This window comes from Psychrosphaera aestuarii (assembly GCF_017948405.1).
In the GTDB taxonomy this organism is placed as follows: Bacteria; Pseudomonadota; Gammaproteobacteria; order Enterobacterales; family Alteromonadaceae; genus Psychrosphaera; species Psychrosphaera aestuarii.
In genome coordinates, this window is sequence record NZ_CP072844.1 from 2,537,581 (window position 1) to 2,559,708 (window position 22,128).

Genomic DNA, 22,128 nt, shown 5'->3' on the forward strand with positions numbered 1-22,128 from the left:
AATAGATTGTTTACATACCAATAAATCAAAAAAGGCCCCTTAAAGGAGCCTTTTCAAACTAGAACTAACTTAAGCGTCTTTTGGTTGCTCAGTGTTGGATGACGCACCATCTTCAGACTTTTTGTCTTCCGATTTCGTTTCATCTGAGTTACTTGGCTTGTCGCCTTTATCACTCCAACCAGCTGGCTCACGTACTTCTCTACGGGCCATTAGGTCATCGATTTGTTTCGCATCAATGGTTTCATACTTCATTAATGCATCTTTCATCGAGTGCAGAATATCCATGTTATCAAGAAGAATTTGACGCGCTCTATCATAATTCTTATCAATTATCGCACGCACTTCTTTGTCAATTAGGCGAGCGGTTTCGTCTGAAATATTCTTATGTTTCGCTGAGCTTCTGCCCATGAATATTTCACCTTCTTCTTCTGCATACAGCAACGGTCCTAATTTATCCGATAGGCCCCATTGTGTAACCATTTTTGACGCTAAATCTGTCGCTCTCTCAATATCATTTGACGCACCGGTAGATACTTTCTCATCTCCGTAAATAATTTGCTCAGCGAGGCGACCACCGTAAAGGCTAGAAATATTACTCTCAAGGTGTTGTTTAGAATGACTAAAACGATCCTTTTCAGGCAAGTACATCGTCACACCTAGCGCACGTCCACGAGGAATAATACTCACTTTATAAACTGGGTCATGTTCTGGAACCATACGACCAACAATTGCATGGCCGGCTTCGTGATATGCAGTCATTTCTTTTTCTGCATCATCCATAACCATGGTTTTACGTTCAGCGCCCATCATGATTTTGTCTTTGGCTTTTTCAAAGTCGGTCATATCAACTAAGCGTTTATTGCTTCGCGCTGCGAACAAAGCAGCTTCGTTGACTAAGTTAGCTAAGTCTGCACCAGAAAAACCAGGTGTTCCTCGGGCTATTAATGCAGGTTCAACATCATTACCAAGTGGAACCTTACGCATATGAACATTTAAGATTTGTTCACGGCCACGTACATCTGGTAAACCAACAACAACTTGACGGTCAAATCGCCCTGGGCGCAGTAACGCCGGATCTAATACGTCAGGCCGGTTAGTTGCCGCAATAACGATTATCCCCTCGTTGCCTTCAAAACCATCCATTTCAACAAGCATCTGGTTAAGCGTTTGCTCTCTTTCATCATGACCACCGCCCATACCAGCGCCACGTTGACGACCAACAGCATCGATCTCATCAATGAATATAATACACGGCGCAGCTTTTTTAGCTTGCTCAAACATATCTCGCACGCGAGATGCACCGACACCAACAAACATCTCGACAAAATCAGAACCAGATATAGCAAAAAATGGTACTTTCGCTTCACCGGCAACGGCTTTAGCTAGCAATGTTTTACCTGTACCAGGCTGACCTACCATTAAGACGCCTTTTGGTATCTTTCCGCCTAATTTTTGGAACTTAGATGGGTCTTTTAAATAGTCGACCAACTCTTGAACTTCTTCTTTGGCTTCATCACAACCAGCAACGTCTTTAAATGTTGTTTTGATCTGATCTTCACCCATTAAGCGGGCTTTACTTTTACCAAACGACATAGCACCTTTGCCACCGCCGCCTTGCATTTGTCGCATGAAGAATATCCAAACGCCGATCAAAAGTAGCATTGGGAACCAAGAGATCAATATTGAAGTAAACAGGGATGGCTCTTCTGGCGGCACGCCAATGATTCGAACGTCGTTTTCAATAAGGTCGTTCAGCAAGTCTTTGTCATAAGCCGTTGGGATTAACGTTTCGAATTTTTCTCCGCTACGCTTTATGCCTTTTATTTGACGATCTGATATTTTTACTTCACGAATTTGCCCTTGACGAACATCCTTTATGAATTGGGTGTAGTTTTCGGCGCCCCCAGCAGACTCGCTCGGTGTAATGTTGTTAAACACTGACATCAATGCGACGGCAACTACTAACCAAATTATTAAATTTTTAGCCATATCACTCAAAGGAATAACCTCTTCCTGTTATTAATTAATTAATTGAAGATTACTACAGTTTGTAACCTGTCGCTACTACGTACACCTCTCGAGACCTTGCTCGGGACGAATCCGGTTTTCTAACTTTCACGGTTTTAAATGCAGCTCGAACATCTTTGACAAACTGATCAAAACCTTCACCTTGAAAAACTTTAACCACAAACTTTCCGTCTTTACCTAATACTTGGTTACACATATCTAACGCCAGCTCAACAAGATACATAGATCCAGACTGATCAATTGCATCGTTACCACTCAAGTTAGGCGCCATGTCTGACATTACAAGATCTACAGTTCGTCCATCAATACGTTCAAGTAATGCATTTAGAACACTTTCTTCTCTAAAATCGCCTTGTAAAAAGTCAACGCCTACTATCGGGTCCATAGGCAAAATGTCACAAGCAATTAAAGTTCCTGAGTCACCTATAAAGTCGGCCGCATATTGGGACCAACCTCCAGGTGCTGCACCTAAATCCACCACTGTATCACCAGGCTTCATCAACTTGTCTTTTTTTTGAAGCTCTTCTATTTTGAAGTAGGCACGTGATCGCAGACCACGTTTATTGGCTTCTTTTACGTACTTGTCGTTTACGTGCTCTTCTAACCAGCGTTTACTGCTAGCCGAACGTTTATCTTTTGCCATAAGTATGTTTATAAATTGGTAATAAGCTTAAGGTGGGGTAGAATATCGTTAATTCAAGTAATTATCATTGTTAAATTTGAGACTAGATGAAATTAACTAATAAACAAATCCAATTTTTACGTGGTGAAGCTCATTCACTAAAGCCTGTTGTTCAACTTGGTGCTAACGGTTTCACTGAAGGTGTTTTAGCTGAAATAGAAAACTCGTTAGAAATTCACGAACTTATTAAGGTAAAAGTACCAGCTGAAGATCGTGAAGAGTTGAACTTATATGTAGATGCTATTGTTCGTGAGAGCAAAGCCGTTAAGGTGCAGCTAATAGGTAAAACCTTAGTATTATACAAGCAAGCTAAAGAGCCAAAAATCGTGCTTCCTAAAGCAAAGTAATGCCTGAATAAATCAAGCTTGTAGCACTCAAAGCCGGTAGAAATCTAAACTACCGGTTTTTTTATGCCCATTTATAGTCCTTTACTCTATTCCACAAACTTCTTTCTTATTTCTATTAATACCAATTTTAGTTTCGAATTTTAATACAATATTCGCGTACCTCGTTCAGAAAATAGGTCTATATTTAAAGAACCTTAGTCTAAATTAAAGAGGTATTATGACCTTAAGTTTTTTAAATACGTTCGGCTCTAATGACTCATCAGGCTTTTGGAAGGTTTTAATTGTTGACGACGAGCCGGATATTCATTCCATTACCAAGCTAGCATTAAAACGATATACATTTGAAGGTAAGGAAATCGAATTTATTAGTGCTTATAGTGCCAAAGAAGCGAAAGACATTATGTCTACCCACGCACAAATCGGCTTAATATTTTTAGATGTAGTAATGGAAACAGACGACGCCGGACTTCAGTTTGTAAAATGGTTACGCCTACAACAAAAAAATAATTTAACTCGAATTATTTTACGAACAGGTCAGCCAGGACAAGCACCTGAAGAACAGGTGATAATGGACTATGACATTAATGATTATAAACAAAAAACAGAGTTAGATAGACGACGGCTGTTTACTGCTGTTACTTGTGCCCTAAGGGGATATAGAGATCTGATTGAAATAGAAAGTTCAAGACAACATGAAGAATTGTTTAAAGAAGGACTAAAGAAAGTAATTGAAGCTACAGCACACGTAATGGAAGAGCAGAAGTTAACTAGCTTTTTTCAAGGTCTCCTACAGCAAGTGTTGTCTATTTTGAGATTTGAGCAGCAAGGTGCATTAATCAAAATAACGAATGCTGGCGGCACTATTTATGATAACAATGACTATAAAGTCATTACGCAAATAGGAACGAATGTCGATAAACACCTAGATGATGTTGTAAAGCGCTTAATGAATACTGCTATAAAGCTTAAAGAGTCAGTTTTTGAAGATGATATATTCATAGCCTACCTACCTTCATTATCCACACAAGAAAGCTTAATTTATCTTAAAGGTGTTGATATTGATCATATTGAAGAATTAGATATTCAATTGCTTCAGATGTTTTGCAGAAGTGCGGGGATTGCTTTTGATAACCTAATGATGAAAAGTGAGGTTCAGCGGACACAAGCAGAAGTTATAAATAGACTAGGCAATGCAGTAGAATCTAGATCAAAAGAATCAGGTAATCACATACGAAGAATGTCATTATTTTCAGGGATCATAGCTAAACGATTAGGGTTACCAAGTTATGATTGTGAGATTTTAGAGTTAGCAACCCCTATGCATGACATAGGTAAAATAGCCACGCCCGATAGTATTTTATTAAAACCCGGTAAATTGGAAGTATCTGAATTCGAAATAATGAAACAGCATGCTCATATTGGTTTTGAGATACTAGGAGGATCAGACCTTCCCATTATAAACGCAGCGGCAACTATCGCTTATCAACATCATGAAAAATATGACGGTAGTGGGTATCCACTAGGCTTAAAAGGCGACGAAATTCATATATTCTCAAGAATAGTAGCTGTTGCCGATGTTTTCGATGCGTTACTACATAAACGTTGCTATAAACCAGCCTGGACTGTAGATGACGTATTAGAGTTAATAGAAAATCAAAAAGGAAAGCACTTTGATCCGATTGTCGTTGATGCATTTTTTGAATGCATTGATGAGCTTATTACCGCGAACGAAAGTCTAACTGAGATAGAAGGAACTTAAAGTGGAGACAATAGATACGATTCCATATTCAGTTTCTGATAAACAAATAATTCATGCTTTAATTAAAATATCTGCATTAATTACAGAGCAATATAAATTATCTGAATTATATAAAAAATTACATGCGATCATAAGTGAAGTGGTATTTGCTAAAAATATTGCGATTGCTGAAATTGATTTAGAGTCTCATATTATGAATATTACTTATTTTTTAGATGAAAAAGACGGTAATAAGTTTTATGGCAAAAAAATAGATATTGGAAGAGGGTTATCCGCATACGCAATAAAAAGGCAAGCTCCGACTAGATTAAATGAACAACAAATAATTGAGCTACAAAACAAAGGAGAGATCGATCGTATCTACGGCACTATGTGTAAAAGCTGGATAGGCGTTCCTATTGTTGACGATGGAACGGTTATTGGTTTGATTATTGTGCAAAGTTACACATCTGAGTACGTTTATTCAGAGCGCGACTTAGAAGTATTAACCTTTGTTGGCTCAAATATAAATATTTTAGTTAAGCAGAAAAAAATTGTAGAAGAAGAAAAGCTTTTAAGAGCCGAAATTCTTCAGAAAGACAAAATGGCATCACTCGGAGGTTTAGTCGCGGGAGTTGCACATGAAATTAATACACCTTTAGGTGTCTGCGTTACAGGTATTTCAAACTTACTAGAGGAACATGTTAGATTCAGAATGGCAGTCGATGCGGGTACGGTTACCGAAAAACAATTTAATAATTTTGTTGACGACGTAGGGGAGACTTGTGAAATCATAAAAAGTAACGTAAATCGTGCCGCCACGTTAATTTCTAGCTTTAAACAAATTGCTGTAGACCAATCATCTGAAAGCAAACGAGTTATTAACATCAAGACCTATCTTGATGAAATTATTCATTCCCTGCACCCAATTATCCGAAAGACAAAACATAAAATAGTCATTGATTGCGCAGACGACATCGAAAGTCTTACACACCCTGGTGCAATATCTCAGCTATTTACAAATCTTATTACAAACTCTCTAATCCATGGTTTTGAAGATATAGAAAGTGGAACAATAGAAATAAAAGTATCTAAGAAGAAAGGCAACCTCGAGTTTATATACAGTGATAATGGCAAAGGAATGAATAAAGAACAAAAAAAGAAATTCTTTGAGCCTTTTTACACAACAAAACGAGGAAGTGGCGGAAGTGGTTTAGGAGGCCATATTATCTTTAATATAGTAGCAACGTCATTACACGGAAATGTTGTACTCGAAAGTCATAAAGCTAAAGGAACTCAATTCACTATTACTTTCCCAAGCTAGGACACAGTTGCCGAGAGCGACGAAGTAGCGAGCCGTAATGGTTGGGTATAAATCGGAGGCAATAAAAACCCCCTCGCACATAGTGCAAGGGGTTAGTATGGGAGCCTGGCGTGTCGACTGCATGGATGCAGGAGTTAGAGCAACGCAGGAGCAGTTGCCGAGAGCGACGAAGTAGCGAGCCGTGATGGTTGGGTATAAATTGGAGGCAATAAAAAACCCCTCGCACATAGTGCAAGGGGTTAGTATGGGAGCCTGGCGTGTCGACTGCATGGATGCAGGAGTTAGAGCAACGCAGGAGCAGTTGCCGAGAGCGACGAAGTAGCGAGCCGTGATGGTTGGGTATAAATTGGAGGCAATAAAAACCCCCTCGCACATAGTGCAAGGGGTTAGTATGGGAGCCTGGCGGTGAGCTACTCTCGCATAGCAAATGCTACACTACCATCGCCGCAGCTGCGTTTCACTTCTGAGTTCGAAATGGAGTCAGGTGGGTCCACAGCGCTATTGCCACCAGGCAAAGCTGTTTGTAATCGATGTTATAAAAACACCGCTTACGTAAATTGTCTTAACAATCAGAAAGCTGGATATTCAACCAAATAATTTTGACCATCAGTGCTCAAGAACACTTAAGCGTTGTATGGTTAAGCCTCACGGGCAATTAGTATAAGTTAGCTTAATGCCTCACAGCACTTCCACACCTTACCTATCAACGTTGTAGTCTTCAACGACCCTTTAGGACAGTTAAACTGTCAGGGATGACTCATCTCGAGGCTCGCTTCCCGCTTAGATGCTTTCAGCGGTTATCGATTCCGAACGTAGCTACCGGGCAATGCCATTGGCATGACAACCCGAACACCAGCGGTTCGTCCACTCCGGTCCTCTCGTACTAGGAGCAGCCCCTCTCAATCATCCAACGCCCACGGCAGATAGGGACCGAACTGTCTCACGACGTTCTAAACCCAGCTCGCGTACCACTTTAAATGGCGAACAGCCATACCCTTGGGACCGACTTCAGCCCCAGGATGTGATGAGCCGACATCGAGGTGCCAAACACCGCCGTCGATATGAACTCTTGGGCGGTATCAGCCTGTTATCCCCGGAGTACCTTTTATCCGTTGAGCGATGGCCCTTCCATACAGAGCCACCGGATCACTATGACCTACTTTCGTACCTGCTCGACGTGTCTGTCTCGCAGTTAAGCTTGCTTCTACCATTACACTAACCGTACGATGTCCGACCGTACTTAGCAAACCTTCGTGCTCCTCCGTTACTCTTTGGGAGGAGACCGCCCCAGTCAAACTACCCACCAGACACTGTCCACAACCCCGATAAGGGGCCAATGTTAGAACATCAAACATACAAGGGTGGTATTTCAAGGATGGCTCCACCTGAACTGGCGTCCAAGTTTCATAGCCTCCCACCTATCCTACACATGTAGGCTCAATGTTCAGTGTCAAGCTGTAGTAAAGGTTCACGGGGTCTTTCCGTCTAGCCGCGGGTACACAGCATCTTCACTGCGATTTCAATTTCACTGAGTCTCGGGTGGAGACAGCGTGGCCATCATTACACCATTCGTGCAGGTCGGAACTTACCCGACAAGGAATTTCGCTACCTTAGGACCGTTATAGTTACGGCCGCCGTTTACCGGGGCTTCGATCATGAGCTTCTCCGAGGATAACCCAATCAATTAACCTTCCGGCACCGGGCAGGTGTCACACCCTATACGTCATCTTTCGATTTAGCAGAGTGCTGTGTTTTTAATAAACAGTTGCAGCCACCAGGTCACTGCGACCCACTTCAGCTCCGATAGCAAGTATCTTCACCTAATGTGGGCGTACCTTCTCCCGAAGTTACGGTACCATTTTGCCTAGTTCCTTCACCCGAGTTCTCTCAAGCGCCTTAGTATTCTCTACCTGACCACCTGTGTCGGTTTGGGGTACGGTTCTTAATCATCTGAAGCTTAGAGGCTTTTCCTGGAAGTATGGCATCAATGACTTCATCACCTTAGTGACTCGTCTCGTATCTCAGTATTAGCCGCCCGGATTTACCTAAGCAGCCTACCTACATACTTTCACACGGACAACCATCGCCGTGCTCACCTAGCCTTCTCCGTCCCCCCATCGCAATGATTAAAAGTACAGAAATATTAATCTGTTTCCCATCGACTACGCATTTCTGCCTCGCCTTAGGGGCCGACTTACCCTACCCTGATTAGCATGGGATAGGAACCCTTGGTCTTTCGGCGTGGGGGTTTTTCACCCCCATTATCGTTACTCATGTCAACATTCGCACTTCTGATATGTCCAGCACACTTCTCAATGCACCTTCAGCCACTTACAGAACGCTCCCCTACCTAGCGTAATAAATTACGCTACCGCAGCTTCGGTGTTATGCTTAGCCCCGTTACATCTTCCGCGCAGGCCGACTCGACTAGTGAGCTATTACGCTTTCTTTAAAGGGTGGCTGCTTCTAAGCCAACCTCCTAGCTGTCTAAGCCTTCCCACATCGTTTCCCACTTAGCATAAACTTTGGGACCTTAGCTGGCGGTCTGGGTTGTTTCCCTCTCCACGACGAACGTTAGCACCCGCCGTGTGTCTCCCGGATATTACTTTACGGTATTCGGAGTTTGCATGGGGTTGGTAAGCCGGGATGGCCCCCTAGCCCAAACAGTGCTCTACCCCCGTAAGTATTCGTCCGAGGCTCTACCTAAATAGATTTCGGGGAGAACCAGCTATCTCCCGGTTTGATTAGCCTTTCACTCCTAGCCACAGGTCATCCCCTAACTTTTCAACGTTAGTGGGTTCGGTCCTCCAGTTGATGTTACTCAACCTTCAACCTGCCCATGGCTAGATCACCGGGTTTCGGGTCTATACCTTGCAACTTATTCGCCCAGTTAAGACTCGGTTTCCCTACGGCTCCCCTATTCGGTTAACCTTGCTACAAAATATAAGTCGTTGACCCATTATACAAAAGGTACGCAGTCACAGAACAAGTCTGCTCCTACTGCTTGTACGTATACGGTTTCAGGTTCTATTTCACTCCCCTCACAGGGGTTCTTTTCGCCTTTCCCTCACGGTACTGGTTCACTATCGGTCAATTGGGAGTATTTAGCCTTAGAGGATGGTCCCCCTATCTTCAGTCAAGGTTTCTCGTGCCCCGACCTACTTAATATGTCCAACATGGCTTGTCGTGTACGGGACTATCACCCACTATCGTTGCACTTTCCAGAGCATTCCACTAAACCATGCTGATTCGGCTGTTTCCCGTTCGCTCGCCGCTACTTAGGAAATCTCGGTTGATTTCTTTTCCTCCGGGTACTTAGATGTTTCAGTTCTCCGGGTTCGCTTCGCATAGCTATGTATTCACTATACGATACCCTAAAAAGGGTGGGTTTCCCCATTCGGAAATTCTGGTTTATAACGGTTTTTATCACCTTAACCAGACTTATCGCAGATTAACACGTCCTTCATCGCCTCCAATTGCCAAGGCATCCACCGTATACGCTTATTCACTTAACCATACAACCTTAAATGCTCTCGCAAATTCAGTCGCAGTTTATGTGTCATATTTATTGGTTACTTGGTTTGTATAAGACCAAGAACCTGACATAAATAACGCTTGAGTTTTCTCTTACAGTGATAATCAAAATTATTTTTTTAGTTGTTGAATAACAAATAAATAAACAATAATGTTTACCTTATTTTTTTATCAGCTTTCCAAATTGTTAAAGAGCATGAGTTTATAAAAAACTCTAAACGATGCACACTCACTACAATGTGTATGGTTTAGGGTTTTGAATCGAGAAACTGAGTGTCAGTATGGTGGAGCTACGCGGGATCGAACCGCGGACCTCTTGAATGCAAATCAAGCGCTCTCCCAGCTGAGCTATAGCCCCATACTGAAGTCACGTCATTAAAACGTTGGTCCAAATCGAAGATTTGGTAGGCCTGGGCAGACTTGAACTGCCGACCTCACCCTTATCAGGGGTGCGCTCTAACCAGCTGAGCTACAGGCCTATCGTTTATGCTACAAACTCTCGAATGCAGCTAACAGCTTGCAGCTTTCTCGCTCATTATTCGTAATTAATTATTTGTGTGAACACTCTGAAGGTGTAACTTCGTTTATAAGGAGGTGATCCAGCCGCAGGTTCCCCTACGGCTACCTTGTTACGACTTCACCCCAGTCATGAACCACAAAGTGGTAAGCGCCCTCCCGAAGGTTAAGCTACCTACTTCTTTTGCAGCCCACTCCCATGGTGTGACGGGCGGTGTGTACAAGGCCCGGGAACGTATTCACCGTGGCATTCTGATCCACGATTACTAGCGATTCCGACTTCATGGAGTCGAGTTGCAGACTCCAATCCGGACTACGACAAGCTTTATGGGATCCGCTTACTCTCGCGAGTTCGCAACCCTTTGTACTTGCCATTGTAGCACGTGTGTAGCCCATCTCGTAAGGGCCATGATGACTTGACGTCGTCCCCACCTTCCTCCGGTTTGTCACCGGCAGTCTCCTTAGAGTTCCCACCATTACGTGCTGGCAACTAAGGATAAGGGTTGCGCTCGTTGCGGGACTTAACCCAACATTTCACAACACGAGCTGACGACAGCCATGCAGCACCTGTCTCATAGTTCCCGAAGGCACTAAAGCGTCTCTGCTAAATTCTATGGATGTCAAGAGATGGTAAGGTTCTTCGCGTTGCATCGAATTAAACCACATGCTCCACCGCTTGTGCGGGCCCCCGTCAATTCATTTGAGTTTTAACCTTGCGGCCGTACTCCCCAGGCGGTCTACTTAATGCGTTAGCTGCGCAAGACAACTCTTAAGAGTCAAACTGCTAGTAGACATCGTTTACGGCGTGGACTACCAGGGTATCTAATCCTGTTTGCTACCCACGCTTTCGTACATGAGCGTCAGTGTCGACCCAGGTGGCTGCCTTCGCCATTGGTATTCCTTCAGATCTCTACGCATTTCACCGCTACACCTGAAATTCTACCACCCTCTGTCGCACTCTAGCCATCCAGTTTCAAATGCAGTTCCCAGGTTGAGCCCGGGGCTTTCACATCTGACTTAAATGGCCGCCTGCGTACGCTTTACGCCCAGTAATTCCGATTAACGCTCGCACCCTCCGTATTACCGCGGCTGCTGGCACGGAGTTAGCCGGTGCTTCTTCTGCGAGTAACGTCACACCTAGCCGGTATTAACGACTAAGCTTTCCTCCTCGCTGAAAGTGCTTTACAACCCGAAGGCCTTCTTCACACACGCGGCATGGCTGCATCAGGCTTTCGCCCATTGTGCAATATTCCCCACTGCTGCCTCCCGTAGGAGTCTGGACCGTGTCTCAGTTCCAGTGTGGCTGATCATCCTCTCAGACCAGCTAGGGATCGTCGGCTTGGTGAGCCTTTACCTCACCAACTACCTAATCCCACTTGGGCTTCTCTAAAGGCGGGAGCCGAAGCCCCCTTTGAGCCGTAGCTATCATGCGGTATTAGCAGTCGTTTCCAACTGTTGTCCCCCACCTAAAGGCAAATTCCCAAGCATTACTCACCCGTCCGCCACTCGTCATCTTCTAGCAAGCTAGAAATGTTACCGTTCGACTTGCATGTGTTAGGCCTGCCGCCAGCGTTCAATCTGAGCCATGATCAAACTCTTCACTTAAAAGTTTAATCGCTACCCATTGAATTCTGTTCAAATAAATTTCGCTCAGACACTCAATTGATAGTTACAAGTACTAAGCTACCTTCCGAAGAAGAACCTTAGTGTGTTTTGTTACTACTCATCGGAGTGCCCACACAAATAATTAATTACAAATTGTTAAAGAACGTTCAGAGCCTTTCTGCTCTTGGTCGAGACCTGTCTCAACCGGGATGCGCATTCTACACTTCCCTAATTTGTTGTCAACGTTTTTATCAAATCTTTTTCATTATGTTGAAGAAGTTTTCTAAACCGTTTTGAGTCAAATCAAACCACCTTTACTTAACGTTTCAAGCCGTTTGATGTCTCCCTGACAACGAGGCGGCATTTTAGAGAATTTATAAAAGAGCGCAAGCACTTTTTTAATTAAATTTGCTAAAAAACGTTTGAGTGAACAACAATCATACAAATGGGACAAGAATGCATCAATAACTAGTAAAAAACTGATAATAAACTTGATGAAGGACCTTATTTTTATTTTTCTTTAGATCGTAGTTTTTAATTTTTGTTAGTTATTAAAGATGAAAACTTTTTAATAAAGTACAATAACCTTAATTAACATAAACGGATATATAACTAGCCTCCTTATTATTAAGAGGTCTATTTATGTTTGTCTTTATGATGGAGAGATAAGTTGAGCAAGTATTTAGTTAAACATCTAAGCCCTGAAGATTTTAATAACGTTATCGAGCTGGGTAATAAAGTCCATGGTGATGGATACTTGGATGATTCTGCAATATCAAAGATTTTAGAACAAAGTCAGTCTAACGGTTATAACGCTAGCTATGTAATGTACGATAAAGAGCGCCTTATCGGATTTAGGTTATCTTATGCGCCAGGCAAGTGGCCTCTTGATAAATGGTGTACCCCCGATGAATGGCCGGTACAAAAAGACTCGGTCGCTTATTTCAAATGCAATACAATACATCCAGATTATCAAGGTCAAGGTTTAGGTGGTCAATTATTAAAAACCTCTATAACGACTTTGAAACAGATGGGTGCAAAAGCTGGATTGAGCCATATCTGGATGCAAAGTCCTGGTAATGCTTCGTTTAAGTACTTTACCAAGGCTGGCGGACAATTAATAAAGACTCATGCGCGCAGATGGAATCAAGACCCCACTATTCCAGATTATATTTGTATTCTATGTGGCAAAGATTGTTACTGTGATGCATCTGAAATGATTTTGGTCTTTAAGTAATGATGTACGACCCCTTTGTAGATAAGTTAATTCCATCTCATCAGCCGTCGACAGAGTCTTACTGGCAAACTACTGCACAAGCAATTAATACAAATGAAGTAAAAAGCGACCTAAACACCGATGTAACAATAATTGGTGCTGGATATACAGGTTTAAGTTGCGCTATAGAACTAGCTCAATCAGGTATTTCAAATATAACAGTAATAGACGCTAATCACATTGGGTGGGGTTGCAGTAGCCGAAATGCCGGTTTTGTATTACCAGGTAGTGGTAGATTAAGTTATCAAGAGTTAGTACAGCGCTTCGGTAAAGCAGAAACTTCTAATTTGCATGAGCAATATATGTCAGCTATCTCCCTTGTTGAACGAAGAATAGCTAACTTATCGAACCAAGCCGATCGAACAGAGACGGGTTATCTAAAACTTGCACACAGCAAGGCGTGGTTTAATAAACTTATAAATAGTGCTGATTATTTAAAAAATAACTTTGATTACGATGTAGAAGTTATTGATAGAGAACATTTTAATAACAACTATGTTAATCACGAGCAAGTATATGGTGCAATTCGCTATAAAAATGGCTTCGGTATAAACCCTCTAAAATTAATAAACCATTATGCACACTTAGCTTCGGAGCTTGGAGTAAAAGTTTATTCAAACTCTCCCGCATTAGAGATCACAAAAACAGATAAAGGCTTGCATCAAGTTATCACTCCAAATGGTGTCATTCGTTCACAAAAACTTGTTATTGCCACAAACGGATATACTCCAAAAGCTTTGAACTCTCCGATAAATGGTAAAATACTGCCAGTATTAACTAGTGTGATCGTTACTAGACCTCTAACTAAAACAGAGCTTCAGCAAAGTAATTTTAAAACTCATCAAGTTATGATGGATACTCGAGAGTTAAAGTATTACTACCGTCTACTACCTGATAATAGAATTTTATTTGGCGGAAGAAGTGCCATTACTGGTAAAGCTTCATTAAACCCCAAATATAAAACTAGGCTTTTAAATGAATTGAAAGCCAGTTTCCCTGGGCTAAATAGTGTTACGACTGATTATGCATGGAGCGGTTGGATTTCAGTTGCTTTTGATCAAATGCCACACATATTTAAAACTAATGACAATATATTTTACGCTACTGGCTATTGTGGCTCTGGCGTTTCGTTTAGCGCTTGGGCAGGTAAACAGCTTTCGGATTTAATTTGCGAACACAATGTTAGCTCGCCACTTATTACAGAACTACCCACATTCCCCTTTGCTCCTTTACGGCGGTTGGGACAACGATTTTACTATCAATATGGTAGGTTTAAAGATTGGGCGCAATAGCTTAGCCTTTAATGCACCCAAACTAGTATAGCTAGTAAAGTAATGTGTATAGTTGGCGGCGATATTTGGTCGCCAATTCATCTCCCTCAGGCAAGCTAGCTATAATGTCCAGATAGGTTTTTTTTGCGTCTGCAAAACCAAGATCTTTTTTAAGTACCTTCAACAATAGCGCTAATGCGTCGTCATGTCTTTTCACACTATGGTAGGCAATGGCTAGTTGACACATAATCGTTAAATCTTCAGGACTTTCTTCTAAACTATTTTGTAGAGCTTGGATCTCTTGAGTGTCGGCTGCTTGTTCAGCCAATTCCAGCTTCGCGACAACATGATGGTATTGGGCATTCTGATCTACTAGTTTAAACAAAGATAATAACTGTTTCGCTTCTTCCATTTTTCCTAAATCGACACAAATGTCTGCCAACAGTATTTTAAAGTCTTTATTCTCACTATCAAATTCGATGGCCTGTTTAATTAACGGATAAGCAGCCAGCTTGTCACCACTTTGATGCGCCGCTATTGCCTGTTCAAATAACGCATGCTCTGGTTTAGGCAAATGTTTATCTAATAACGCTCTTATTTCTGATTCGCTTTGTACTCCAGCAAAACCATCTATCGGTTGACCATCTTTAAATAGCATAACGGTCGGTAAACTTTTAATACCAAACTGCATGGCTAACTCTTGTTGTTCATCACAATTAACCTTTGCTAGAACTACTTGCCCCACTAGTTCACTCGCTATTTTTTCTAATACCGGCATTAGCTGTTTGCATGGCTCGCACCAGTCGGCCCAAAAGTCGATTATAAAAAGCGTATTTTTTGATGGCTCCAATAAATCTGTCTGAAGATTATTAGCGGTTAGATTAAAAATATTTGAAGACATAAGACATGAAACTCGTTTTATTCGTTTATTAAAATATTGGTCTGAAGATACCAATATCAAGGTGAAAAGTAGTTTTTAGGTAAATTAAACTATAAAAAAGGCCAGTGATAAGCACTGGCCTAATATCTGTCTAAATAATATAAAAAGACATATAAAAAAGTTTAGATATATTGAACTTCAATAATTTCAAACTCCACATTTCCTGCTGGAGCTTTTATTGTGACAACATCATCAAGGCTTTTTCCAATCAATCCCCTAGCGATAGGTGAGCCAATTGAAATTTTACCTAGCTTTATGTCAGCTTCATCTTCACCAACAATGTGATACGTTGTTTCTGCATCCGTGTCACAATTAACGATAGTAACGGTAGTGCCGAATATTACCTTACCGGTATTAGTCATTTTCGTTACATCGATAATTTGTACATTAGATAGTTTTGCTTCAATTTCTTGAATTCTACCTTCACAAAAACCTTGTTGTTCACGCGCTGCATGATATTCAGCATTCTCTTTTAAGTCTCCGTGCTCGCGAGCTGATGCTATATCAGCCACTATTCGAGGACGAACTACTGTCTTAAGTTCATGTAATTCCTCGCGAAGGGCTTCTGCGCCTTTCACTGTCATTGGAACCTGAGTACTCATAATTATTGAATTCTCTTATGTAAGTTTTGTACTGAATCTACTGTACCACGATCATCCGCTGTATTTGCTAAACAGGTAGCAAACGCTGCATTTAATGTAGTTGTATAATTCGCCTTATAGCGCAATGCACCACGACGTAACACTTTAGAGTCTTCAATTGCTTGGCGACCTTCAACGGTATTAATGATATAGCTATATTCGCCATTTTTAATACGGTCTAGAATATGAGGTCGGCCTTCGTAAACTTTGTTTACTTTACGACAAGAAATCCCTGCTTCAGTTAGCACTTTATGCGAACCACGTGTTGCGTCTAGCTCAAAGCCAGCTTCAATTAGCTTTCTAGCTAAATCGATTACACGCACTTTATCCGTATCGCGAACTGAAATCAATGCTCTACCATCACGTGCTAATTCAATACTCGCACCAAGTTGGGCTTTTGCATAGGCTTCTTCGAAAGTATTACCTACACCCATTACTTCACCCGTAGACCTCATTTCAGGGCCTCGCATAGGATCTACACCATGGAACTTGTTAAATGGAATAACAACTTCTTTCACAGAGTAATACGGTGGAATAATTTCTTTGGTAACGCCTTGGGACGCTAAACTTTGGCCAGCCATTACGCGTGCAGCAATCTTAGCAACCGCCATGCCCGTTGCCTTTGAAACAAATGGAACGGTACGAGCTGCACGAGGGTTAACTTCGATTAAATAGACTTCACCATCTTTAACAGCAAACTGCGTATTCATCAGACCAATAACGCCTAGCTCCAGTGCCATATCACGAACTTGCTTACGCATTACGTCTTGAATTTCGTTAGATAAAGAGTATGCAGGCAATGAACATGCTGAGTCACCTGAGTGAACACCGGCTTGTTCAATATGCTCCATGATACCTGCAATCACAACATCTTTGCCGTCACAAATCGCATCAACGTCGACTTCAATGGCATCATCTAAGAAACGGTCTAATAAAACTGGCGCTTCATTGGACACAGATACCGCTTCTGTCATGTAACGACGCAAGTCATTTTCATCATAAACGATTTCCATTGCACGGCCGCCTAAAACATATGATGGACGAACAACGAGTGGGAAGCCGATTTCTTTTGATTTACTAATCGCTTGCTCAACTGAAGTTACTGTAGAGTTTTCAGGTTGTAACAAGTCTAAACGTTCAACCATTTGTTGAAAACGCTCACGGTCTTCAGCACGGTCAATTGCATCTGGAGAAGTACCAATAATTGGCACTCCATTAGCTTCAAGCTCACGAGCCAGTTTTAGTGGTGTTTGACCACCGTACTGAACAATAACGCCTTTGGGTTTTTCAACTCGAACAATCTCTAGCACATCTTCGAGCGTAATCGGTTCAAAATATAGGCGGTCTGATGTGTCATAATCTGTAGAAACAGTTTCAGGGTTACAGTTAACCATGATTGTCTCGTAACCATCTTCGCGTAGTGCAAGCGATGCATGAACACAACAATAATCAAACTCTATACCTTGACCTATACGGTTAGGGCCACCGCCAATTACCATGATTTTGTCTTTATCTGACGGTAAAGACTCACATTCGTCATCATAGCTTGAATACATATAAGCAGTATCTGAACTAAACTCAGCAGCACAAGTATCAACACGTTTGTAAACAGGCAATATTCCAAACGCTTGACGTTTTTTACGGATTTCTGATTCACTTACCGCTAAAACATCAGCAATACGTTTATCAGCAAAACCTTTGCGCTTTAACGAGCGAAGGAAATGCTCATCTAGACCCGCAAATCCACGTTCAGCAACTAACTGCTCTTGTTTTATCAAGTCTTCAATTTGAACTAAGAACCATGGGTCAACATTAGTTAGCTTAAATACCGCTTCTAAGTCCATACCATGCCTGAACGCATCGCCAATGTACCAAATACGTTCAGCACCTGGCTCTTTCAACTCACGAATTATTCTCTCGTGGGCGTCTTCACTTGATAAATCAATAATTGGATCAAAGCCTGATACGCCAACTTCTAGTCCACGTAATGCTTTTTGAAGTGATTCTTGTTGGTTACGGCCAATTGCCATTACTTCACCAACCGACTTCATTTGAGTTGTTAATCTATCGTCAGCACCAGCAAACTTCTCGAAGTTAAAACGAGGGATTTTTGTAACAACGTAGTCAATAGTCGGTTCAAATGATGCCGGAGTTGCACCGCCGGTAATGTCATTGCTTAATTCATCTAACGTATAACCTACCGCTAACTTAGCGGCAATTTTTGCGATTGGGAAACCGGTCGCTTTTGATGCTAAAGCTGAAGAACGTGAAACTCGTGGATTCATTTCGATGATAACCATACGGCCATCAACTGGATTAACCCCAAACTGTACGTTTGAACCACCCGTTTCAACACCAATTTCACGTAAAACCGCGCAAGACGCGTTTCGCATGATTTGGAATTCTTTGTCGGTTAATGTTTGTGCTGGAGCTACGGTAATAGAGTCACCTGTATGAACACCCATAGCATCGAAGTTTTCGATTGAACAAATAATGATACAGTTGTCATTCTTGTCGCGAACCACTTCCATTTCATATTCTTTCCAGCCAATCAAAGACTCATCGATTAACAGCTCGCTGGTTGGTGATAAATCCAAACCACGTCGACAGATTTCGTCAAACTCTTCTTTGTTGTAAGCGATACCGCCGCCGCTTCCACCCATCGTAAATGAAGGACGAATAATACAAGGAAAACCAATTCGACTTAGAACATCATAAGCACCGTCTAACGTGTTACATGTTTCTGCTCTTGGGCATTCCAAGCCAATCTTTTTCATTGCCTTGTCAAAACGACTGCGATCTTCTGCCTTGTCAATTGCGTCGGCAGATGCACCAATCATTTCAACATTATACTTTTCAAGTACGCCATGCTTTTCCAAATCTAACGCACAGTTCAGTGCTGTTTGGCCTCCCATTGTTGGTAGTACCGCATCCGGACGTTCTTTTTCTATAATTTTTTCTACAACTTCCCAGTGAATCGGCTCGATATAAGTTGCATCTGCCATTTCAGGGTCGGTCATAATAGTCGCAGGATTCGAGTTTACCAGGATAACTCGATAGCCTTCTTCTTTTAATGCTTTACAGGCTTGCGCACCTGAATAGTCAAATTCACAAGCTTGACCAATAACTATTGGGCCCGCACCCAATAATAAGATACTTTTTAAGTCGGAACGTTTAGGCATAGTGTAAGTCTCTTAAATTCGGTGAAATTAGTTACGTTCGTTCATTAATTCAATGAAATGATCGAATAACGGCGCGGCATCATGTGGACCAGGGCTCGCTTCAGGATGGCCTTGGAAACTAAATGCAGGCTTGTCCGTTCGTTTTATGCCTTGTAGCGTTCCATCAAATAATGACTTATGCGTTGCTACTAAATTGTTTGGTAGCGAACTTTCTTTAACTGCAAAACCATGGTTTTGAGCTGTGATCATTACTTTCTTATTCGATAGATCTTGAACTGGATGGTTACCACCGTGATGACCAAATTTCATTTTTTCTGTTTGAGCCCCACTCGCTAAAGCTAATAGCTGGTGACCTAAACAGATTCCGAAAATAGGAATGTCGGTTGTTAAAAACTCTTTAATTGCTGTGATTGCGTAATCACATGGCTCTGGATCACCAGGTCCATTAGAGAGGAATATACCGTCTGGTTTTAACGCTAATACTTCTGCAGCAGATGTTTGTGCAGGCACAACCGTTAATTTACAACCACGGTCAGCTAACATACGAAGGATATTTCTTTTAACACCGTAGTCATAAGCAACAACATGGAACTTTGGATTTTCTAATTCAGAAAAGCCTTTACCTAGCTGCCAACTTTGCGACGTCCACAAAAATGACTCTTTACAAGAAACCACTTTCGCCAAATCCATTCCTTTTAAACCAGGGAAAGCTTGTGCTGCTTCTAATGCCTTTTCTTGCTCTTGCTCGTTAAATTCATTAACAGTAACAATACAACCTCTTTGTGCACCTTTATCACGCAAAATCCGTGTTAACTTTCGCGTATCAATATCCGCTATAGCAACAACATTTTTTGCTTTTAGGTACGAGCTTAAATCCTGTTCACTTCGAAAATTACTTGCCAATAAAGGAAGATCACGAATAACTAGGCCTTTTGCCCAGATAGTGTCATTTTCTTCGTCTTCAGAGTTGGTGCCGTAATTGCCGATGTGGGGATAAGTGAGGGTGATGATTTGTTCTGCGTATGAGGGGTCGGTGATAATTTCTTGATATCCTGTCATTGAAGTATTAAAGACTACTTCTCCAACAGAAATACCTTCTGCACCGATGGCGGTTCCTCGGAATATAGTTCCGTCTTCCAGAACTAATAGCGCGGGTTGAGTCAAGATAACCTCCTAGCATTAATGAGCAGAAACGGGGTATTTCTGCTATCGGTTAACCTTAGCCTTAAAAACATTAGGCAAATTCCGGTTATTGTAGCTAAGAGATCGTGTTTAGGCTAGAAAAAAAGTTATAAACTGTAAAAATAGCGGTCTTATCTAAAATAAGACCTTTAGATACTATTAACCTAAACTTATTTACTTAAATCCAAGCACATCCTGCATATCAAACAAGCCTTTTCGTTTATCACCCAACCAAGCGGCAGCCCTTACCGCCCCTTTTGCAAACGTAAGTCGGTCGGTTGCTTTATGGGTAATTTCAAGCCTTTCTCCTATATCAGCAAATAAAGCCGTATGCTCGCCAACTATATCGCCAGCTCTAAGACTTGAAAACCCGATGCTACCCGCTTTTCTCTCACCTACAATGTGGTTTCTGTCATATTCAGCAACATCGGATAGATTTACACCTAACCCTTCCGAGATAAACTCACCCATTGTTATTGCTGTGCCGGAAGGCGCATCTTTTTTAAACCTGTGATGAGACTCAGTAATCTCAATGTCTGCATATGTACCCATCGTTTTAGCCGCAGTACGAAGTAAACTGTTCATTAAATTTACGCCCGTGCTAAAGTTGGTAGCGTAAACTATCGCAATGTCTTGTGCAGCGTTTTCCAAAAGCGTTTTTTGCTCGTCACTTAAACCCGTAACTCCAATAACCATGTTACTGTTATTGCGACGACACATTTCAACATGCGCTTCTAGTGCTTCTGGCAAAGTGAAATCAATCCATACAAGGCTACACTTGGATTGGTTTTGATCTTTCTCTGCACTATAATCACTCTCTGTATTAATCGTCACACCATATTGTTCGCGACCAACTAACTCACCCACATCCGTGTTTATTAAACTAGAACCTTCACGAACCGTCGCTGCACCAATGGATACATTGTCAAACTCTAACGTTGCTTCAACTAGCTTTCTACCCATTCGGCCGTTTACGCCAAAAATACCGACTTTAGTCATTATCAATTCTCTAAAACTGCTTTATTGCTTCACTAAATAATACAGTAAACCATTCAAACTTAAATAAAACATATTCAAATAAAAGTAGTTTTTGCCGATACGTTTCTTATACTAAATGTTATATAAAAAATAATAAGTGAGTTTACTGTGAAATTAATCAAAACATTGGCTTTAGTTTCAGCTGTTTTTTCATTAACAGCATGCCAGTCAGCCTATTACGCAGCAATGGAAAAAGTGGGCGTTCATAAGCGAGAAATTTTAGTCGATCGCGTCGAAGAAGCCAGAGACGCTCAAACCGACACTCAAGAAGAGTTTAAAAGTGCTTACGAACGTCTGGTGTTACTATCAAACTTTGATGGTGGCGAAATTGAAAAAGTTTACCAACAACTTAATGATGATTATGAGTCGAGCTTAAGCTCAGCATCGGTTGTGAGTAAACGTATAGATTCAGTAGAAGATGTTGCCGAAGATCTTTTTGATGAATGGCAACAAGAACTAGCCCAATATAGTAATGCATCTTTACGCAATGCCAGTGAAAAAAAACTAAAACAAACTAAACGCCAATTTTCACAGCTCCTCAGAAGTATGCGTCGAGCGGAGTCAAAAATGGACCCAATCTTAGCAACATTAAAAGACAATGTTCTTTATCTAAAGCATAACTTAAATGCAGCGGCTATTTCAGCTATAAAAGGCGAGTTTGATTCTTTAAAGTCGGAGATATCTTCTTTAATTACCGACATGAGCAAAGCGGTTGACGAATCAAATCAATTTATTGCGGCGCTAAAACAGTAATTAAAATCTAACTTGGTAATCAAAACAGTACGATACAAAAAAAGCACCAATAAAGGTGCTTTTTTTAAACG

The 22,128-nt window shown here is 41.5% G+C and carries 13 protein-coding genes, 2 tRNA genes and 3 rRNA genes; 6 read left to right on the top strand and 12 right to left on the bottom strand.

Features of this window, described 5'->3' with window-relative positions; all coding sequences use genetic code 11:
• Nucleotides 1–69: 69 nt before the first annotated feature.
• Both ftsH and rlmE read right to left on the bottom strand, forming a co-directional pair.
• Nucleotides 70–1,998: an ATP-dependent zinc metalloprotease FtsH gene (gene ftsH / locus J9318_RS11615; protein WP_280518176.1), complete on the bottom strand. Its 1,929-nt coding sequence runs from the start codon at nucleotides 1,996–1,998 to the stop codon at nucleotides 70–72.
• A gap of 43 nt (nucleotides 1,999–2,041) precedes the next feature.
• On the bottom strand, nucleotides 2,042–2,671 hold the full coding sequence (gene rlmE / locus J9318_RS11620) for a 23S rRNA (uridine(2552)-2'-O)-methyltransferase RlmE (protein WP_210560082.1): 630 nt from the start codon (nucleotides 2,669–2,671) through the stop codon (nucleotides 2,042–2,044).
• A gap of 86 nt (nucleotides 2,672–2,757) precedes the next feature.
• On the opposite strand from rlmE, the gene yhbY reads away from it, so the two are divergent.
• From yhbY to J9318_RS11635, 3 genes are all read left to right on the top strand, one after another.
• Nucleotides 2,758–3,057 (top strand): ribosome assembly RNA-binding protein YhbY, encoded by a 300-nt coding sequence (gene yhbY, locus J9318_RS11625; protein WP_210560083.1) that lies wholly within the window; start codon nucleotides 2,758–2,760, stop codon nucleotides 3,055–3,057.
• A gap of 217 nt (nucleotides 3,058–3,274) precedes the next feature.
• The gene (locus tag J9318_RS11630; protein WP_210560084.1) at nucleotides 3,275–4,816 is read left to right on the top strand and encodes an HD domain-containing phosphohydrolase; all 1,542 of its coding nucleotides are present in this window, start codon (nucleotides 3,275–3,277) and stop codon (nucleotides 4,814–4,816) included.
• A gap of 1 nt (nucleotide 4,817) precedes the next feature.
• Complete coding sequence (locus J9318_RS11635; RefSeq protein WP_244731657.1) at nucleotides 4,818–6,119, top strand: GAF domain-containing sensor histidine kinase; 1,302 nt, start codon at nucleotides 4,818–4,820, stop codon at nucleotides 6,117–6,119.
• Nucleotides 6,120–6,516: 397 nt separating this feature from the next.
• Here J9318_RS11635 and rrf read toward each other — a convergent pair.
• The 5 genes from rrf to J9318_RS11660 all read right to left on the bottom strand — a co-directional run bounded on the left by rrf (nucleotide 6,517) and on the right by J9318_RS11660 (nucleotide 11,774).
• Nucleotides 6,517–6,631 (bottom strand): 5S ribosomal RNA (rrf, locus tag J9318_RS11640).
• 122 nt (nucleotides 6,632–6,753) lie between these two features.
• A 23S ribosomal RNA gene (locus J9318_RS11645) occupies nucleotides 6,754–9,634 on the bottom strand.
• A 301-nt stretch (nucleotides 9,635–9,935) separates the two neighbouring features.
• Nucleotides 9,936–10,011, bottom strand: a tRNA-Ala gene (locus tag J9318_RS11650).
• A gap of 44 nt (nucleotides 10,012–10,055) precedes the next feature.
• A tRNA-Ile gene (locus J9318_RS11655) sits at nucleotides 10,056–10,132 on the bottom strand.
• Nucleotides 10,133–10,240: 108 nt separating this feature from the next.
• Nucleotides 10,241–11,774: ribosomal RNA gene (locus J9318_RS11660) — 16S ribosomal RNA — on the bottom strand.
• The 16S, 23S and 5S rRNA genes sit together here with 2 tRNA genes alongside, the layout of an rRNA operon.
• A gap of 670 nt (nucleotides 11,775–12,444) precedes the next feature.
• On the opposite strand from J9318_RS11660, the gene J9318_RS11665 reads away from it, so the two are divergent.
• A complete protein-coding gene (locus J9318_RS11665; protein ID WP_210560085.1) occupies nucleotides 12,445–13,011 on the top strand; it encodes a GNAT family N-acetyltransferase in 567 nt (188 codons plus the stop codon).
• Nucleotides 13,011–14,342 carry an NAD(P)/FAD-dependent oxidoreductase gene (locus tag J9318_RS11670; RefSeq protein WP_210560086.1) on the top strand — a complete coding sequence of 444 codons (1,332 nt, stop codon included), beginning with the start codon at nucleotides 13,011–13,013 and terminating at the stop codon, nucleotides 14,340–14,342. The genes J9318_RS11665 and J9318_RS11670 overlap by 1 nt, the downstream gene beginning before the upstream one ends.
• Nucleotides 14,343–14,373: 31 nt before the next feature.
• Here J9318_RS11670 and trxA read toward each other — a convergent pair whose 3' ends face one another.
• From trxA to dapB, 5 genes are all read right to left on the bottom strand, one after another.
• Nucleotides 14,374–15,222 (bottom strand): thioredoxin, encoded by an 849-nt coding sequence (gene trxA / locus J9318_RS11675; RefSeq protein ID WP_210560087.1) that lies wholly within the window; start codon nucleotides 15,220–15,222, stop codon nucleotides 14,374–14,376.
• Nucleotides 15,223–15,383: 161 nt separating this feature from the next.
• Nucleotides 15,384–15,863 carry a transcription elongation factor GreA gene (gene greA, locus J9318_RS11680; RefSeq protein WP_210560088.1) on the bottom strand — a complete coding sequence of 160 codons (480 nt, stop codon included), beginning with the start codon at nucleotides 15,861–15,863 and terminating at the stop codon, nucleotides 15,384–15,386.
• Between the two features lie 2 nt (nucleotides 15,864–15,865).
• On the bottom strand, nucleotides 15,866–19,084 hold the full coding sequence (carB, locus tag J9318_RS11685) for a carbamoyl-phosphate synthase large subunit (protein WP_210560089.1): 3,219 nt from the start codon (nucleotides 19,082–19,084) through the stop codon (nucleotides 15,866–15,868).
• 27 nt (nucleotides 19,085–19,111) lie between these two features.
• Complete coding sequence (gene carA, locus J9318_RS11690) at nucleotides 19,112–20,248, bottom strand: glutamine-hydrolyzing carbamoyl-phosphate synthase small subunit (RefSeq protein ID WP_210560090.1); 1,137 nt, start codon at nucleotides 20,246–20,248, stop codon at nucleotides 19,112–19,114.
• Nucleotides 20,249–20,440: 192 nt separating this feature from the next.
• Entirely contained in the window at nucleotides 20,441–21,265 is an 825-nt protein-coding gene (dapB, locus tag J9318_RS11695; protein WP_210560091.1) for a 4-hydroxy-tetrahydrodipicolinate reductase, read from the bottom strand.
• Between the two features lie 156 nt (nucleotides 21,266–21,421).
• Here dapB and J9318_RS11700 point away from each other — a divergent pair, with 156 nt between their 5' ends.
• A complete protein-coding gene (locus tag J9318_RS11700) occupies nucleotides 21,422–22,057 on the top strand; it encodes a DUF2959 domain-containing protein (RefSeq protein ID WP_244732093.1) in 636 nt (211 codons plus the stop codon).
• The last annotated feature ends 71 nt before the right edge of the window (nucleotides 22,058–22,128 follow it).

Excerpts from the sequence above, each read along its gene's own strand:
- rlmE (WP_210560082.1), bottom strand. The coding sequence starts at position 2,671 with ATGGCAAAAGATAAACGTTCGGCTAGCAGTAAACGCTGGTTAGAAGAG.
- yhbY (WP_210560083.1), top strand. The coding sequence starts at position 2,758 with ATGAAATTAACTAATAAACAAATCCAATTTTTACGTGGTGAAGCTCAT.
- J9318_RS11630 (WP_210560084.1), top strand. The coding sequence starts at position 3,275 with ATGACCTTAAGTTTTTTAAATACGTTCGGCTCTAATGACTCATCAGGC.
- J9318_RS11670 (WP_210560086.1), top strand. The coding sequence starts at position 13,011 with ATGATGTACGACCCCTTTGTAGATAAGTTAATTCCATCTCATCAGCCG.
- trxA (WP_210560087.1), bottom strand. The coding sequence starts at position 15,222 with ATGTCTTCAAATATTTTTAATCTAACCGCTAATAATCTTCAGACAGAT.
- greA (WP_210560088.1), bottom strand. The coding sequence starts at position 15,863 with ATGAGTACTCAGGTTCCAATGACAGTGAAAGGCGCAGAAGCCCTTCGC.
- carB (WP_210560089.1), bottom strand. The coding sequence starts at position 19,084 with ATGCCTAAACGTTCCGACTTAAAAAGTATCTTATTATTGGGTGCGGGC.
- dapB (WP_210560091.1), bottom strand. The coding sequence starts at position 21,265 with ATGACTAAAGTCGGTATTTTTGGCGTAAACGGCCGAATGGGTAGAAAG.